The 15160-nt window shown below is 52.9% G+C and carries 19 protein-coding genes and 1 pseudogene; 15 read left to right on the top strand and 5 right to left on the bottom strand.

Going from position 1 to position 15160, the window contains the following annotated elements; all coding sequences use genetic code 11:
• The 7 genes and pseudogenes from ACMHXH_RS00410 to ACMHXH_RS00380 all read left to right on the top strand — a co-directional run.
• A pseudogene (locus tag ACMHXH_RS00410) lies at nucleotides 1-514 on the top strand (hypothetical protein); the annotation flags it as partial.
• A 118-nt stretch (nucleotides 515-632) separates the two neighbouring features.
• A complete protein-coding gene (locus ACMHXH_RS00405) occupies nucleotides 633-965 on the top strand; it encodes a hypothetical protein (protein ID WP_039035827.1) in 333 nt (110 codons plus the stop codon).
• Nucleotides 966-970: 5 nt separating this feature from the next.
• Entirely contained in the window at nucleotides 971-2443 is a 1473-nt protein-coding gene (locus tag ACMHXH_RS00400) for a protein adenylyltransferase SelO (protein WP_144362074.1), read from the top strand.
• Nucleotides 2444-2507: 64 nt separating this feature from the next.
• Entirely contained in the window at nucleotides 2508-2753 is a 246-nt protein-coding gene (locus ACMHXH_RS00395) for a DUF3630 family protein (protein ID WP_373297557.1), read from the top strand.
• Nucleotides 2750-3751, top strand: a complete 1002-nt coding sequence (locus ACMHXH_RS00390; RefSeq protein WP_144362073.1) for a serine/threonine protein kinase — start codon at nucleotides 2750-2752, stop codon at nucleotides 3749-3751. Before ACMHXH_RS00395 ends, ACMHXH_RS00390 begins: the two co-directional genes overlap by 4 nt.
• Before the next feature lie 147 nt (nucleotides 3752-3898).
• Complete coding sequence (locus tag ACMHXH_RS00385; RefSeq protein WP_071475646.1) at nucleotides 3899-4510, top strand: thiol:disulfide interchange protein DsbA/DsbL; 612 nt, start codon at nucleotides 3899-3901, stop codon at nucleotides 4508-4510.
• Between the two features lie 352 nt (nucleotides 4511-4862).
• Nucleotides 4863-5075, top strand: a complete 213-nt coding sequence (locus tag ACMHXH_RS00380) for a DUF1107 domain-containing protein (RefSeq protein WP_025010850.1) — start codon at nucleotides 4863-4865, stop codon at nucleotides 5073-5075.
• A gap of 2 nt (nucleotides 5076-5077) precedes the next feature.
• On the opposite strand, the gene zapB is transcribed toward ACMHXH_RS00380, so the two are convergent.
• Nucleotides 5078-5281: a cell division protein ZapB gene (gene zapB, locus ACMHXH_RS00375; protein WP_025010851.1), complete on the bottom strand. Its 204-nt coding sequence runs from the start codon at nucleotides 5279-5281 to the stop codon at nucleotides 5078-5080.
• A gap of 202 nt (nucleotides 5282-5483) precedes the next feature.
• Between zapB and ACMHXH_RS00370 the strand changes: the two genes are divergently transcribed.
• Nucleotides 5484-5831 (top strand): RidA family protein, encoded by a 348-nt coding sequence (locus ACMHXH_RS00370; RefSeq protein WP_039035822.1) that lies wholly within the window; start codon nucleotides 5484-5486, stop codon nucleotides 5829-5831.
• Here ACMHXH_RS00370 and ACMHXH_RS00365 read toward each other — a convergent pair.
• Nucleotides 5828-6106 (bottom strand): Rho-binding antiterminator, encoded by a 279-nt coding sequence (locus ACMHXH_RS00365; RefSeq protein WP_039035821.1) that lies wholly within the window; start codon nucleotides 6104-6106, stop codon nucleotides 5828-5830. The genes ACMHXH_RS00370 and ACMHXH_RS00365 overlap by 4 nt on opposite strands.
• Before the next feature lie 500 nt (nucleotides 6107-6606).
• Between ACMHXH_RS00365 and ACMHXH_RS00360 the strand changes: the two genes are divergently transcribed.
• From ACMHXH_RS00360 to ACMHXH_RS00350, 3 genes are read left to right on the top strand one after another with little or no spacing between them, the layout of a single operon-like run.
• The gene (locus ACMHXH_RS00360; RefSeq protein ID WP_143078368.1) at nucleotides 6607-6816 is read left to right on the top strand and encodes a hypothetical protein; all 210 of its coding nucleotides are present in this window, start codon (nucleotides 6607-6609) and stop codon (nucleotides 6814-6816) included.
• Nucleotides 6788-7396: a HipA domain-containing protein gene (locus ACMHXH_RS00355; RefSeq protein WP_335912544.1), complete on the top strand. Its 609-nt coding sequence runs from the start codon at nucleotides 6788-6790 to the stop codon at nucleotides 7394-7396. The genes ACMHXH_RS00360 and ACMHXH_RS00355 overlap by 29 nt, the downstream gene beginning before the upstream one ends.
• Complete coding sequence (locus ACMHXH_RS00350; RefSeq protein WP_039035248.1) at nucleotides 7393-7848, top strand: helix-turn-helix transcriptional regulator; 456 nt, start codon at nucleotides 7393-7395, stop codon at nucleotides 7846-7848. Before ACMHXH_RS00355 ends, ACMHXH_RS00350 begins: the two co-directional genes overlap by 4 nt.
• 247 nt (nucleotides 7849-8095) lie before the next feature.
• Here the strand turns inward: ACMHXH_RS00350 and fis are convergent, their stop codons facing one another.
• From fis to prmA, 3 genes are all read right to left on the bottom strand, one after another.
• Complete coding sequence (gene fis, locus ACMHXH_RS00345; protein WP_025011339.1) at nucleotides 8096-8401, bottom strand: DNA-binding transcriptional regulator Fis; 306 nt, start codon at nucleotides 8399-8401, stop codon at nucleotides 8096-8098.
• Between the two features lie 14 nt (nucleotides 8402-8415).
• Complete coding sequence (gene dusB, locus ACMHXH_RS00340; protein ID WP_039035247.1) at nucleotides 8416-9387, bottom strand: tRNA dihydrouridine synthase DusB; 972 nt, start codon at nucleotides 9385-9387, stop codon at nucleotides 8416-8418.
• Nucleotides 9388-9539: 152 nt separating this feature from the next.
• The gene (gene prmA / locus ACMHXH_RS00335) at nucleotides 9540-10421 is read right to left on the bottom strand and encodes a 50S ribosomal protein L11 methyltransferase (protein ID WP_071476002.1); all 882 of its coding nucleotides are present in this window, start codon (nucleotides 10419-10421) and stop codon (nucleotides 9540-9542) included.
• A 351-nt stretch (nucleotides 10422-10772) separates the two neighbouring features.
• Here prmA and ACMHXH_RS00330 point away from each other — a divergent pair, with 351 nt between their 5' ends.
• From ACMHXH_RS00330 to ACMHXH_RS00315, 4 genes are all read left to right on the top strand, one after another.
• Nucleotides 10773-11498, top strand: a complete 726-nt coding sequence (locus tag ACMHXH_RS00330; RefSeq protein ID WP_025889945.1) for a fumarate reductase cytochrome b subunit — start codon at nucleotides 10773-10775, stop codon at nucleotides 11496-11498.
• A gap of 130 nt (nucleotides 11499-11628) precedes the next feature.
• The gene (locus ACMHXH_RS00325; RefSeq protein ID WP_039035245.1) at nucleotides 11629-12294 is read left to right on the top strand and encodes a fumarate reductase cytochrome b subunit; all 666 of its coding nucleotides are present in this window, start codon (nucleotides 11629-11631) and stop codon (nucleotides 12292-12294) included.
• Between the two features lie 65 nt (nucleotides 12295-12359).
• On the top strand, nucleotides 12360-14387 hold the full coding sequence (locus tag ACMHXH_RS00320; RefSeq protein WP_100141828.1) for a fumarate reductase flavoprotein subunit: 2028 nt from the start codon (nucleotides 12360-12362) through the stop codon (nucleotides 14385-14387).
• Nucleotides 14384-15112, top strand: coding sequence for a fumarate reductase iron-sulfur subunit (locus ACMHXH_RS00315; protein WP_028781383.1), 729 nt, complete (start codon nucleotides 14384-14386; stop codon nucleotides 15110-15112). The genes ACMHXH_RS00320 and ACMHXH_RS00315 overlap by 4 nt, the downstream gene beginning before the upstream one ends.
• Nucleotides 15113-15160 lie beyond the last annotated feature (48 nt).

The raw sequence follows: 15160 nt of genomic DNA, 5'->3' as shown, positions 1-15160 counted from the left end.
GCCAGAGCCAGAGCCAGAGCCAGAGCCAGAGCCAGAGCCAGAGCCAGAGCCAGAGCCAGAGCCAGAGCCAGAGCCAGAGCCAGAGCCAGAGCCAGCCAAGGCGGCTGCACCGGATATCAGTTGGGGCAATATCACCCTCAAGCGGGCGATGGAACAGTATCAGGCCTCTGAAGGCGCCATCGAAGCACATGACGCTTTACTGGCCGTGATTGGCGAATGCTACAAGCAGCGGAAAAACAGCAAGTATCTGCAGTTGGGACAAGAGTACGATGGCGCATATAGTGCATTGTTTGCCGCCAGTCGGGAGAAAGTACTCAGCAAATCACCCAAGGCCGAGTTCAAGGGCACAGGGTTTATGCAACTCTCTACCCTGTGCAGCGATGCCGGCCGTTTCGATGCCGCCATTGCCCTGTGCAACAAGGCGATTGAATATGGGCTGCAAGATGGCACAGTGACAGGCTTTGAAGGTCGTATCAAGCGTATCGAAAAGGCCAGAGATAAAGCCTCTGCCTGAGTACAAAAGCCGATTCAATGTGTAGAATCAAGCAAGGAGGGCCGGGTTAACTGCCGTGTCACTCCTTCCCAAGCTAAGCGAGCCTGCGGGTTCGCTTTTTTATTGATGGAGAGCCGCAATGAAACCAGCGACTTTATGGGTTGCACTTACTTCGCTTTTGCTGCTGGCAGCCTGCAGCAAGCAGCCGCAATGGACTCTGTTTTACTATCCGGATACGGATATACAGCAGCCGAATAGAGATAAGTCGGACGTCGAGCCGCAAACGGCCGAGACGTTGGATCGTTACCACGCCATAGCCGGTTACTATCAAACTCTGCAGCAGTGTCAGGGCAAGGGCAGAGGTATGCAACACCTCAATGAAGGCAAGGGCAGTTTCGAGTGTGGTCACAACTGCCGTCTAGACGACAGGGATATGGTAATCTGTGACCAATGGCACACTAACGGCCCCTAAGGGACATGAAATTTAAACAGGATTACTTCACCCGCCTGGCGGGATTTTACCAGCAGGTATTGCCTTCTGGGCTACCTTCGCCCCATTGGTTGGCCTGGAGTGATGATGCGGCGGCGCTTTTGGGCTTGGCTGGTCCCAATGAAACCTTGCTGCAGCAACTCGCCGGCAACCAGAGAATGCCGGGCGCCGAGTATTATGCCCAGGTTTACAGCGGACACCAGTTTGGTGGCTACAGCCCCAGGTTGGGCGATGGCCGTTCGATCATTCTCGGTGAGGCTCTGGGGCCAGAAGGTGCCTGGGATCTGGCCTTGAAGGGGGCGGGACCCACGCCATACTCGCGTCACGGTGATGGCCGGGCGGTGATGCGTTCGGCGGTGCGTGAGTTTCTGGTGTCCGAGGCGCTGTATCATTTGGGCGTACCCACCACCAGAGCGCTGGCGGTGATCGGCTCTGAGCTGCCTGTATGGCGCGAGTCGCTGGAAAAAGGAGCCATTACCGTACGCCTGGCCCGCAGTCATATACGTTTTGGCCACTTCGAGTATTTCTGTTACAGCGAAAAAGGGCAGGCCGACAAGCTCAAGCAGCTGCTCGATTTCACCCTCAGCCAACATTACCCCCAACTCAGCCTGGACTATGACGGCTACAAGGCTTGGTTTGCGCTGGTGGTGCGCGATACTGCGCGCATGATCGCCCACTGGCAAGCGGTGGGCTTTGCCCACGGGGTGATGAATACCGACAATATGTCGATTCTCGGCGACAGCTTCGACTTTGGCCCCTTCGCCTTCCTCGATACCTTTAAGGAAGACTTTATCTGTAACCATTCAGATCCCGAAGGGCGTTATGCCTTTGGTCAGCAACCCGGCGTCGGCTTGTGGAACCTGCAACGTTTGGCGCAGGCGTTGACGCCTGTGCTGGCTTCCGATGACTTGATAGCCGCGCTCAATACTTATCAGCATGAATTGGTGCAGCAATATCTTGGCTTGATGCGCGCCAAGTTGGGGTTGGCCCCCTTGGCTGAAGATTTAAGCCTTGATGCCCGGCTGGAGCAGGACAACAAGGACCTGGCGCTTATCGGCGCCTTTACCGGCTTGTTGGAACAAAACGCCTTGGACTATACCCAGAGCCTGCGCCGCTTCGGCGAGCTTGATCCCAAGGCAGAAAACAGCAGTCTGAGGGATGATTTTATCAATCGTCAGGGCTGGGATGACTGGCTGCCCGAGTACCGGCGCCGTATCGATACTCGTCAGGGACTTGAACAGTGGCAGGCCGAGCGCCGGGCCCATAACCCCAAATATATCTTGCGCAACTATCTGGCTCAGGAAGCGATCATTGCCATCGAAGAGGAGGGCAATAGCCAGCCGCTTGAGCAGTTGTACCAGCTCCTTAGGCGTCCGTTCGATGAGCAGCCTGAGATGCAGGAGTTCGCCAAGCGACCACCGGATTGGGGGCAGGGGTTGATCATGTCCTGCAGCAGTTAAGAAATAGGATTAAAAGATGCAGTATCAAAATCTTAGCTTGGATTCAGAGCATAAAACCCTGTCGATGACGGCCGGGGTCGAGTTTGAAGCCTTCGACAGCTTTGCCGATCCTTTATGCCGGGCACTTGATGCCAAGGTGCTGGAGCGGCAATGGGGGGCAGATCGTCACCAATGGTTGCTGGATTTTGAAGGCAGCCTTTTGTGGCTCAACTATGAGTTCTACGGTGAGGTGTGCTGGTTGAGCTGCCAGAGTGAACAAGACTGGGAAGTGTTGGTATACCTGAAACATCTACTGGAGTCACAGGCATGACAGAAAAGCAGGCCACGGCGGCGTTTCATTATCGGGATCTTTCCCCTGAACTGATTTTGGATGCTATCGAAAGTCTGGCGATTTATCCGGAGACGGGGCTAACGCCACTTAACAGCTATGAAAACCGGGTCTATCAGTTTCGTTGCGATCGCGGCCAGAGGTATGTGGTTAAGTTCTATCGCCCCGAGCGTTGGACCGATGCCCAGATTTTGGAAGAGCATGAATTTACGTTCGAGCTGGCCGAAGCCGAGATCCCTATTGCCGCTCCTGTGGTGCTCAATGGCCGCAGTCTGCATCACTTCAAAGAGTGGCGTTTTGCGCTGTTTCCTTCCATAGGCGGTCGCAGCTTCGAGGTGGACAACCTGGATCAGATAGAGGGGGCGGGCCAGTTTATCGGCCGTTTGCACCAGTATTCCCGTGGCAGCCTGTTCAAGCAGCGCCTGAATCTGACACCGACAACCCTGGGGGCTCCGGCGCTGGAGCAATTGCAGCATACAGAGCTGCTTCCGAACGCGTTGCGGGATCAGTTGCTAGAGGCGGCGTTCAGCCTTTTCTCTGAGCTGCAGTTGCGCTGGCAGAGTATTGCATACCAGAGTATGCGCCTGCATGGCGATCTGCATCCCGGCAATATTCTCTGGACCCCCAATGGCCCCGGGTTTGTCGATCTCGACGATGCCTGCAACGGCCCTGCAGTGCAGGACCTGTGGATGATGTTATCCGGTGACAGGCAACAGCAAACGCTGCAGTTGGAAGTCTTACTGGAAGCCTACGAGGCTTTCTCCAACTTCGATACCAAAGAGCTGCAGTTGATAGAGCCACTCAGAGCACTGCGGATGCTGCATTACAACGCCTGGCTGGCCAAGCGCTGGGATGACCCCGCGTTTCCGCGTCACTTTCCCTGGTTTGCGACCGAAGAATACTGGCGACAGCAGTTGCAGGCCTTCAAAGAACAACGGCAGCGTCTGGATGAAGCGCCACTGAGTCTTATCCCCTATTGAGTGGTACTGAGACCCAAAGGTGATACCTGCAGAGGCTTGGATTTAACAAAAAGGGAACTCAGGGCTTGAGTTCGACTCAAAAAGAAGATTATGTTATTCAGCCACTCCAGCAGTGTTGGCTGAAATTTTAATAAACAAGGAACTCCAATGAAGAAAATCCTGATGTTGGCAGCGGCATTTTTGCTGCTTCCTCTGGCGGCCACAGCGGCCCAGTACAAAGAAGGCGTGCATTATACTGTGGTTAGTGAAGGCCCCGCCTCCGCCAAGCCTGAAATTACAGAGTTTTTCTCTTTTTACTGCCCCCATTGCTATAACTTTGAAAAGAACGTGATCCCCAAGTTGAAGGCGCGTTTGCCCGAAGGAGTCGCTTTTGAGCAAAACCATGTCGACTTTATCGGTCGCGAGATGGGTGTGGAGATGTCCCGTGCTTTCGCTACTGCCGAAGTGCTGAAGGTGTCCGACAAGATTAATCACGCCATGTTCAGTGCGATCCAGGACAAGAAGCAACACTTCACCAATCGTGATGACGTCAAGGCGCTCTTTGTGGCCAATGGTGTAGATCCCAAGCAGTTTGATTCTGCGGCCAACTCTTTTATGGTCAACAGCATGATGGCCAACATGAAGCGCAATACAGAAAACGCCAAGATCTCAGGTGTGCCTGCGCTGGTAGTCAATGGTAAGTATCGGGTTGAAACTGGTGCCATCAAGTCTTATGACGAGATGCTGGATATTGCTATCTACCTGACTCAGTTGAAGTAATTCGGTATATAGATACAAAAAAGGGGCCGACATGGCCCTTTTTTGTTACCCGGAAATACTGGTCGAAACCCCAAAAAAAAACCGTACTCCTTGGTCGCAAGAAGTACGGATTAGAGCCATAAGGCTCAGTTTTTACCCTGAGTAACGGCATTACTTTAACAGTGCGTCAAAAAATTGGCAAGCGCTGGATTTTTGACTTCGTTTGCCGGGTATAGATGTATAACAGGAGAATTTTTATAACAAAGACTCCTACTTACGACTTTTGGATCATTTTACTGAATTGAGATGAAACCTTCTGCCGGGTTAGGAGGTCAAAACTTCGGGATCGGAAATCAACTAAAGGAGGTTTCTCGTGCGTGTATTTCCTGTCTATGCTCCCAAGCTGATTGTCAAACACGTAAGGATATTCTTGACCGGCGCCGTCTGGGTGAAAGATCTGGGAAGATTAGAGTTTGATAAGGGGCGCTTTTTGCTGCCGAGAAAAAGCCTGCCAAAGGTAAAGCAGGCTATCATGGAATTGAACGAACTCATTGAAACTCAGAATAGTCAAGCTAAAACCGTTTAGATTCAGTTGACTTCGTCGTTGAGCAGACCAACAAGGCCGGTAACTTTCTCGTTCCACGAGTTGAGATCTTGCTGAAGTTGTTGGTTTTGCTCTATCAGATGAGCATTTTTCTGCTTTTCTTCTTCCAGCTCCATTTTCAGAAGCTCAATATTTTCGAGCGCAGCCTGGATTTTGGTCTCCAGTTTGGACAGTAATTCTAGGCTCATACAGGAGTCCTTAAATAGTTGGGCGAATGAGATATTGATTCTATCAGTGCCACTGGCTTAAGGAATAGCTCTTATCTCCAAGTGTCCAAAAAATATGCGATAAAATTGGTTGTTTGATAGTTTTTTTCACTTATCTGAATCCCGGCTGTCCCAAGTGAGCTTTTGCCGGATAAAATAATAATTTTCGCCCCGGAACTAGCCGATGACAATTCAACGTATCGATACCAATCCACGCATGAGCAGCATAGTGATCCACAACAACACGGTTTATCTTTGTGGTCAGGTTGCCAAGGATAAGTTCGCCGATATTCAGCAACAAACCCGGACCATGCTCGAGGAAGTGGATGAGCTGCTCAAGCGGGCAGGCAGCGGTCGTGAACGGATCCTTTCAGCGACTATCTACCTGAAACAGATGAGTGATTATGATGCCATGAATGCCATCTGGGATGCCTGGTTACCGGCAGGGCATGCACCGGCCAGAGCTTGTGTGGAGGCCGCGATTGCCGAGCCCGAGTATCTGGTGGAAATTTCAGTTATCGCGGCGATTTAAATCTCACTGCCGGCCGAGGCAATCAGCACCCGGCCAAATTCAGCCCCTTCAAGCTCAGGAGTGATTGCCAGCAACTGATCCATACGAATGGCGCGGTTGCTGGTGGTCGTTTGTACCAGTAGCCACTCGCTCTTGTCGGGACGGGTCTCGGTGATCAGTGCCTTGCCATGTAGTATCTCGCCTTGTAGCAGTTCTATTTTCAGCGGATAACCGCGAATACAGGCCAACTCCAGGTAATCATAGTGGCCACAATCTATCGCTTGGTAAGGTTTCATATTTTAGTCTTTTAGTTTGAAGTTAAATAATAATCTTCCTGATAGAAGTTGGCACTAATCGGAATTAAGTCAATATCTAAGCAGAATGGTATAAAAGTAGCCTGATTTTTCACTTATACCAAAATAAGTTGCAGCAAATTGTGAAGTCAGGAATGAAACCGAATGGCAGCTTGGGGGGGGGGCCAGAGGGGCAGGAAGAGGGGCAGGACAAGCACAGAGACTGTGCTCAATGCTGATGGTTCTTGGTTTGAGAGTGGGACTACCGCACCCGCCTCATGGGAAGGGTATCGGGCATCGCTTAATGGCATTTGTCTATTGATGTAAGCTTACTGTTGTTTATTGCTTATAAAAGCTTGGTATATCTTCTAGGCTAAAGTAGAGTTTGAGTAATTAGTTACTCATTAGTTGTCTTTTTGGGATTTAATGAGTATTTTGATACTCATAATTTCTTTGGGAGCGCTCATGGAACATTTAACCATTCAGGCTTTTATCAATAGCCAATGCTAGATATTGCAAAGCTCTCTTTTCCAAACAGCGAACAAGGTCATTATCGGCTTACCTCATTAGATTACGAGCAAGATTATGCCTTGGCAGAACTCAATAAAGACGACATGCATGCCGTTTCGATAAACCACCCTGTCAGCCTGTTTTTTGATGAGCCGGGGTGGCTTTGTTTCCTCGATGACATCATTGTGGCTGCCGCGTTTTGATATTTATTTCAATGAACTCCGCCAGCAGCGTTACGCGATGGAATCGGTTTACTCGATACTGGGTAAAGCTGCCGGAGTTAGCTTAGATCATGGGCAAACCATAAGAAGGCTTGTCCACAAGATCACTCATAGCCATATGGTCTTAGAGCAAGGTTATCAGTTTGATATTCAGGCTTTTGTGCTTGAGTGGGTTCAGAGAGACTTACTCAATATCCTATTTGGTAACAGTGATAACCACGGGCGTAATACCGCATTTCTTAAAGGTGATGGTTGGATAAAGCTTGCCCCTATCTATGATTTTGCACCAATGAAGGCTGATCCTGAAGGGGTGGCCAGAACCACAAAGTGGCAAGCACCGCTCGAAGTTGGGGGTGAGTATGACTTTCAAGGTATTGCCGATTCGTTGGCCGATTTGGTGCCTGCTCAAGAGTTAATGGCAGCATTAAAGCTTACCGCCCGGCAATGTCATAACTTGAAGCAGCGCTTAATTGCGCGTGGTGTACCGGAACGGATTATCGATATGCCTGCGATTGGCTTTACTTATATCGAAGACAAGCTAACAAGGTGGGGATTGGTATGAGTGATAAAACATCTACCCTTGAGTCTGCTAAAGAGGCTATTGCTCGTCTTAGAGCTAATCGTCGGCAAGCTGGTGACGTTGCAATTGAAGCGTCAAAACGCCGGCTCTCACTAGGCGCTGAAGAGACTCATGCAAAGCAAACTCCTTCTCCCCAACGCGCTTCCAAGCATAGCGGGAGGGTGAGTACTGTTGAGAGACGTAAGGCCATCGAAGGCGTTACCCAAAGGCTATTACGCGGAGAACTTACTCAAGGGCAAGCTCTTAAAACTTTACGTATTGAGGTTTTAGGTCTAACCCAAGAGGAGTATGCAAATTTGGCTAAAGTGTCACGCAAGACCCTCTCTGACGTTGAGAACGATCGGGGTAGCTATAAGACTGATATTCTCGACCGATTGTTTAAACCCTTTGGCCTGAGAGTGGGGATTGTGCCTATCTCTACCGGCATCAAATAGCGACTATGGTTGTGCCTTTGTGGGGAGAATAAATACAGTTTCATACTGTATTTATTCTCGATTACCCGCTGGTTCCCTTGATCATTCGTTATCGAAGCGGTCGTTAGCATCCAGCTACTGCATAGTTTCTAGCTGGCCCTGATTGCTCCAGCTAGGAGCGTGTGTAACTCGGTGTATAACTAGAAGCAAAAAAGCCAGTCGTAGTGACTGGCTTTCTCTTTTAATACAAGCTCTTAATCCTTATGGATTAGTTCATGCCGTATTTTTTCAGCTTCTTGCGCAGTGTGCCGCGGTTGATGCCCAGCATATTGGCGGCGCGGGTCTGGTTGCCACGAGTGTGCTGCATAATGATATCAAGCAGAGGTGCTTCAACTTCGCATAGCACCATTTCATAAACTTCCTGAGCTTCTTGACCGTCCAACTGAGCGAAGAAGTTGCTGACAGCGCGCTTTACAGCGTCGCGCAGTAACTGGGGCTTGATGGTGCCGTTAGCGGTTTCGATTTTGCCTACGGTAAGCTGATGAGCTTCTGTGTGAGTTGTCTGATCAAACATTCGTATTCTGCTCTTTATTTATCTAGTACACATTCATCAAAAAAACGTTCCACCATGGAACATTGTTCTGCAGCGGTTTCCAGCCGGTTAAAGTCGGCACGGAACTGGCGCTGTTCTTCCTGGTCCAGGTACCATCCCATATGTTTTCTGGCGAAGCGGACGCCCTTTACTTCCCCATATAAATCATACAGTTTGGTTAGGTGTTCCAGCATCACTTGACGCTGCTCTGCCATCCCAATGGGCGCTAGCTTGCTACCTGTGTCCAGGTAATGCTGGATCTCTCTGAAAATCCAAGGCCTTCCCTGGGCACCCCGTCCTATCATCAGGGCATCGACACCTGTGTAATCCAGCACGAAACGCGCCTTCTCCGGACTATCGATGTCCCCGTTGGCGACAACAGGAATCGAGACATTCTGTTTGATCGCCTTGATGGTGTCGTACTCGGCATGACCCTTGTACATGCATTGGCGGGTGCGGCCATGAACCGCGAGCGCCGTAATGCCACTATCTTCGGCAATCCGGGCGATTTGAACACCATTTCTGTGTTCTGGGGCCCAGCCCGTGCGAATCTTCAGCGTTACCGGCACATCCACTGCGGCAACCACGGCATCCAGTATTTTCTTTACCAGTTCCGGCGATTGTAGCAGGGCAGAACCCGCGAGCTTTTTATTCACTTTTTTTGCCGGACAACCCATGTTGATATCTATGATTTGGGCGCCTTGCTCCACATTGTAGCGGGCGGCCCAAGCCATATTATCGGGGTCAGCCCCGGCAATTTGTACTGAGCGTATGCCTTCTTCACCCGAGTGCGTCATTCTCTGGCGGCTCTTGTCTGTGTCCCAAAGGTCGGGATTGGACGAAAGCATCTCTGACACTGCCATGGCTGCGCCATAACGGATACAGAGATTGCGGAAGGCCTGATCGGTGACACCTGCCATTGGTGCCACGATCAGCTGATTCTTCAGTTGATAGGGTCCAATCTGCATTTTACTGTTTCACCTTGCTCTTCAAAGGGGCGCTATAGTACGCCTTTTTGCCAGCGGTGAAAAGGTCAATAAATGACCTGAGCAAAACTTTTTTACTTGACTTTTGATTGGTTGGAAGTCAGCGCCAGTGCGCTCTGGCGCCGTCTTTAACGCTATTTGCGCACTCCTGTCAAGCGGCTCCAATCTTCTTTGTGAACCGCTTCGTCCATCTCGAACCATTGAGCGTAAAATTCGCGGATCTCTTCGGCTTGTTCCTGCAGTAAGCCGGACAGCGCCAATTTGCCACCCGGACGAACCAACTCGGCGATTAGGGGGGCCAGTTCCCGCAGCGGTCCTGCCAGAATATTGGCAACCAACACATCGGCCTGAATATCTTTGGGTTGATCTTCAGGCAGGTAGAGGCTGAGTCTGTCATCCACGCCGTTGCGCTTGGCATTATCACGGGAGGCGTCTATCGCCTGGTAGTCTATGTCTATGCCTATGGCGTTGGTTGCGCCCAGCTTGAGACCGGCGACCGCCAGAATGCCGGAACCGCAGCCGAAGTCGACCAGCTGTTTACCTTGCAGCTCCAGGCCATCGAGCCACTCCAGGCACAGGGCCGTTGTGGGATGTGTGCCTGTACCAAAGGCCAGGCCGGGATCCAGGATCACGTTGACGGCTTCTGGCTCTGGGATTTCACGCCAGCTGGGACAGATCCACAGACGCTTGCCGAACTGAATGGGGTGGAAGCTGTCCATCCATTCGCGGACCCAGTCTTTATCTTCTATCTGCTCTATCTTGTAGTTCAGCTTGCCTTCGAGGAAGGGTTGTTGCTTGAGCATCTCGACTGTGGGAGTCAGATCTGTGCCGGCATCGAACAGAGCGACCACCACAGTGTCGGCCCAAAGTGGGGTTTCTCCCAGTTTGGGCTCAAAAATCGGTGTATCTTTACCATCTTCAAAGGTGATGGAAACACTGCCTTCCTCCAGCAACAGGTCGCTGAGCGCTTCGGCGTGCTCGCTGCTGCTGTGGATGCGTAACTGGATCCAGGGCATGGAATCTTCTCTCGTGGGGGACAATAAAGCGCTATTGTAAGCCATAGGTTGCCGGCCTTGCCAGCACGCCGGGGTAAATAAGACGGAGTGAAACCCGGTTTCAGCTTTGGCCCATCAGTGGCGCAATTTACGGTAATTATCTGTCTTTTTTGTTTCAAAATTTCAAATAAACGTTTGATTTATATTGGTTAATTGGTATTACCTCTGTTTTGCTGTAAGTGGTTTATTTGTGAGCATGATCAGATAATCCCCCACTTTCGATTGAGGCAGGTCACATTCAGACTCCTTGGTTGTTGGCGCAGTTTGGCTGTGAGTTATGTTGTAGATCCCAAGGATCTGTACCCAAAAAACATGCTGACAAAATATCACATCCCCGAGCGCTGGCTCGGTCATGCCAACAGCCACCACTGGTCGGCCAGAGCCGATCGCCTGCAGAGTGCCAGCGGCATTTTGCTGGGCATGTTTCTGTTGGCGCATCTTCACTTCGAATCCAGCATCATGCTGGGTAAAGAGGCTTTCTATAAGGTAGTGCAGGTGCTGGAAGGCGGTTGGTTCAGTGCCAGTGGTCACGGTTACCCACTGCTGACGCAACTCTTCTCTGTGTTCATTCTGCTGGTGGTGATACTGCATGCTGCTATGGCGCTCAGGCGCTTTCCGGCGCAGCTTGGCCAATGGCGGGCGCTGCGCAGCCATCTGCATCTGATCAAACACCGCGACAGCCACGCCTGGTTCTGGCAGTTGGCTACCGGCTTTATCCTGTTCTTCCTGGTGCCCATGCACCTGGTCACCATGATAGCCAATCCGGAAATCGGCCCCAATATGTCGGCCTACCGGGTCTGGCACGACAACACCTGGCTGCTGTATATCCTGCTGCTGCCTGCGGTGGTGATCCACGCCATGATAGGCCTGTATCGGGTGGCGGTGAAATGGGGCCTCAGCTTTAACCGCACAGGCCTGAGAAAAATAGCCAAGCTATTGATTGTATACCTTATTGTGCTTGGTTTAGGCAGTTTGGTGACCTATATGCTGCTAGGCAATGAGCTGAGCCTGCCGTTGCAGCCGTTCGTTCCCGGTTAACTCAATATCAGTTAAAGGTAAATTAACCGGCAGAAGTTTGATCTGCCTCAGGGTTCGTTCGCCCTTTGTGATCCACATTGGTTTGACTATCTTTAAGCGGTTAAGCCATTGGATGACAGGGAGAATATGGATGATACGACTGAATGAGCGCTGGGGCGGCTGGTTGGATCTGGGGCAGAGTGCTTCAGGCGTGTTGTTGGCGCTGTTTTTGTGGACTCACCTGTTGCTGGTGTCTTCAATATTGCTGGGGGCGCCGGCAATGGAATGGGTGGCCCGTAACATGGAGCTGAGTTTTCTCAGTGACGATGGCCACGGCTATCCCTGGGTGGTGAGCCTGATAGCCATAGCCGTTGCCGGGTTGGCGTTGCTGCATGTGCTGGTGGCTTTGCACAAGTTGCCTCTATCGCTCCGGCAGCAAAAAGTTCTGAAACAGCAACTAGTGCAAATTGATCATGGCGATACCCGCTTGTGGGTGTGGCAGGCCGCGACCGGAGTGGTGATTTTGCTGTTGCTTCCTGTGCATCTTTGGTTGGTGGGTTCGGCCCCGGAAACCATAGGGCCACAGGGCTCGGCCGACAGGATTTGGAACCAGTATGCCTGGGCCTTGTACCTGCCACTGCTGCTGACCGTGGAGTTACATGCCGCCATAGGACTGTACCGGGTGGCATTGAAATGGGGTGCAGCGCGGGATCTCAACAGCCGGGCGCGCCTTAGAAAAATTAAAACCATACTCAGTGTGGCGTTTATCGCCGTAGGTCTGGCGTCCTTGCTGGCCTTTTGGCCCCACGCGAGCTGAGTATCGATAACCCAAACAGATAGCTTTCGGGCAAACGGCATTGGGCCGTCCCATAAGGAGTGTGTGTGAAACTCATCTATACGGATTCGTTGGTTGTCGGCGCCGGATTGGCGGGGCTGCGGGTAGCCATCGCTTCCAAAGAGCGTGGCCTGGATACCCTGGTACTGTCGCTGATCCCTGCCAAGCGTTCTCACTCGGCCGCGGCCCAGGGCGGCATGCAGGCCAGTCTCGGCAATACCGTCAAGGGCATGGGCGACAGCGAAGATGTGCATTTTCAGGACACGGTCAAAGGCTCAGACTGGGGCTGCGATCAGCAGGTGGCGCGAATGTTCGCCCACTGTGCTCCCAAGGCGGTACGTGAGCTGGCCAACTGGGGCGTACCCTGGACCAGGGTGACTGCCGGGCCGCGTCAAGTGGTGGTCAATGCCGAAAAGGTGACTCTGGAAGAAGCCGCCGAGGCTCACGGGCTGATCAACGCCCGCGACTTTGGCGGTACCAAGAAATGGCGCACCTGTTACACCGCCGATGGTACCGGCCACTCGCTGCTGTATGCGGTGGACAACAAGGCGATCTCCATGGATATCCCGGTGCATGAGCGGGTCGAGGCGCTGAAACTCATCCACGACGGCAGCCGCTGCCATGGGGTTATTGCCCGCTGTTTGATCACAGGTGAACTCAGGGCTTATATCGCCCGGGCCACCACCATAGCCACAGGCGGCTATGGCCGTATCTATGAGGTGTCCACCAATGCGGTGATCTGTGAGGGGATAGGCCAGGCGCTGGCGCTGGAAACCGGGGTGGCGACCCTTGGCAATATGGAAGCCGTGCAGTTCCACCCCACGGCCATAGTGCCCGTGGGCATTCTGACCACAGAGGGCTGCCGTGGAGACGGTGGCTTGCTGCGGGATAAAGACGGCTACCGCTTTATGCCTGACTATGAGCCGGAAAAGAAAGAGCTGGCCTCCCGTGACGTAGTATCACGGCGGATGACAGAGCATATGCGTAAGGGCAAGGGAGTCGACAGCCCCTATGGCCCTCATCTGTGGCTGGATATCACCCTGCTGGGGCGCAAGCATGTGGAAACCAACCTGAGGGAAGTCAAAGAGATCTGCGAAAACTTCCTCGGCATAGATCCGGCTGAAGAGTGGATCCCGGTGCGGCCGACCCAGCACTATTCCATGGGCGGCATTCGCACTAATCACACAGGAGAGAGCCCGCAGCTCAAGGGGCTGTTCAGTGTCGGTGAGGCGGCCTGTTGGGACATGCATGGCTTTAACCGTTTGGGCGGGAATTCGCTGGCGGAAACCGTGGTCGGCGGCATGATCATAGGTAAATATGTGGCCGACTTCTGCGAGCAGGAGGAGCTGGTGCTGGATACGGCGCTGGTGCAGCGTTTCCGTGATGAGCTCAACCAGGAAATAGACGAGCTGCTGGCTCGGGAGCAGGGCGAGAGCCCGTTTGAGCTCAAGCGCCTGATGCAAAGAGTGATGATGGACTATGTCGGCATCTTCCGTAACGGCCCAGAGCTGGAAAAGGCGGTGGCCGAACTCAAGGATTTGCTGGCTCGTTCGCGCAATATTGTCGTCACCTGCAAGAAGCGCCACGCCAACCCCGAGTTGGTCGAGGCCCTACGGGTCAGGCGTATGCTTAAGGTGGCGCTGACAGTTGCCTGCGGCGCCCTGGCGCGCACCGAGAGCCGTGGTGCCCATGCCCGCGAGGATTACCCGCAGCGTAACGACAAAGACTGGCTCAGCCGTACCCTGGCCAGTTGGCCGGACGCCGACGCGCTGGAGCCTGTGCTCAGCTACGAGGCGCTGGATGTGATGCAGATGGAACTGCCGCCCGGTTATCGCGGCTATGGTGCCGACAATGCCATTGCCCATCCGGATACCGCCAAACGCGAGCAGGAGATTGCCGCCATTCTCGCGTCTTTGGGGCCGGATGCCGGCGCTGAAGACAAGCAGCGGGCGCTGATGCCGTTCGAACTGCCGGAAAGCCTGCGCCCCGGCAACGAGCGCCTGAGCGACCGCCTGGCTTACCCACAGACTTCAACCCCTTCTCAGCCTAACCCTGCCGGAGATGACAACGCATGAGTGGCCGCACTTTAACCTTCAGGATCTTCCGTTACGACCCACAGCAAGCGGGAGACAAGCCACAAATGGTGGACTATCAGCTGCAAGAAACCCCGGGGATGACGGTATTTATCGCCCTCAATCGCCTCAGGGAGGAGCAGGACCCATCGTTGCAGTTCGACTTTGTCTGTCGCGCCGGGATTTGCGGCAGCTGCGCCATGGTGATCAACGGCTTTCCTACCTTGGCTTGCCGCACCTTGACCGCCAAATATCCAGATGGACTGATCACCCTGATGCCGCTGCCAGGCTTTGAGCTGATAGGGGATCTGTCGGTCAACACAGGCAAGTTTATGCGTGAGCTGGCTGAAAGGCTCAAGCTGTGGCTGCACCCCAAGCCGGATCAGCAGGATATCCACCATTTGGAAGCCCCGATGGACCCGGAGGAAGCCGCCAGACTCTATGAACTGGAGCGCTGTGTGGAGTGCGGTGTCTGTGTCTCGGCCTGCGCCACCAAGCAGATGCGCGACACCTTTGTCGGCGCCGTCGGCATGATGAAAATCGCCCGCTTCGAGCTGGATAGCCGCGATGCCCGCAGCGCCGAGGACTTCTACCATGTGATAGGCAATCAGGATGGGGTTTTCGGTTGTATGACCCTGCTGGGATGTCAGGACAACTGTCCTAAAGACTTGCCCCATATGCAGCAGATAGCCTACCTGCGCCGCAAGATGGCCAGTACCTTGCTTTAAAGTGATTAAGCATTCAGAAAACTAAGCCTTCAGGGAACTATGCCTTCA

Origin of the sequence: Shewanella sp. BJSY2023SW001, assembly GCF_047314685.1 — a bacterium.
Taxonomy (GTDB): Bacteria; Pseudomonadota; Gammaproteobacteria; order Enterobacterales; family Shewanellaceae; genus Shewanella; species Shewanella indica.
Note: the sequence above shows the minus strand (reverse complement) of the source record. Positions and strands in the feature narration are given on the sequence as shown.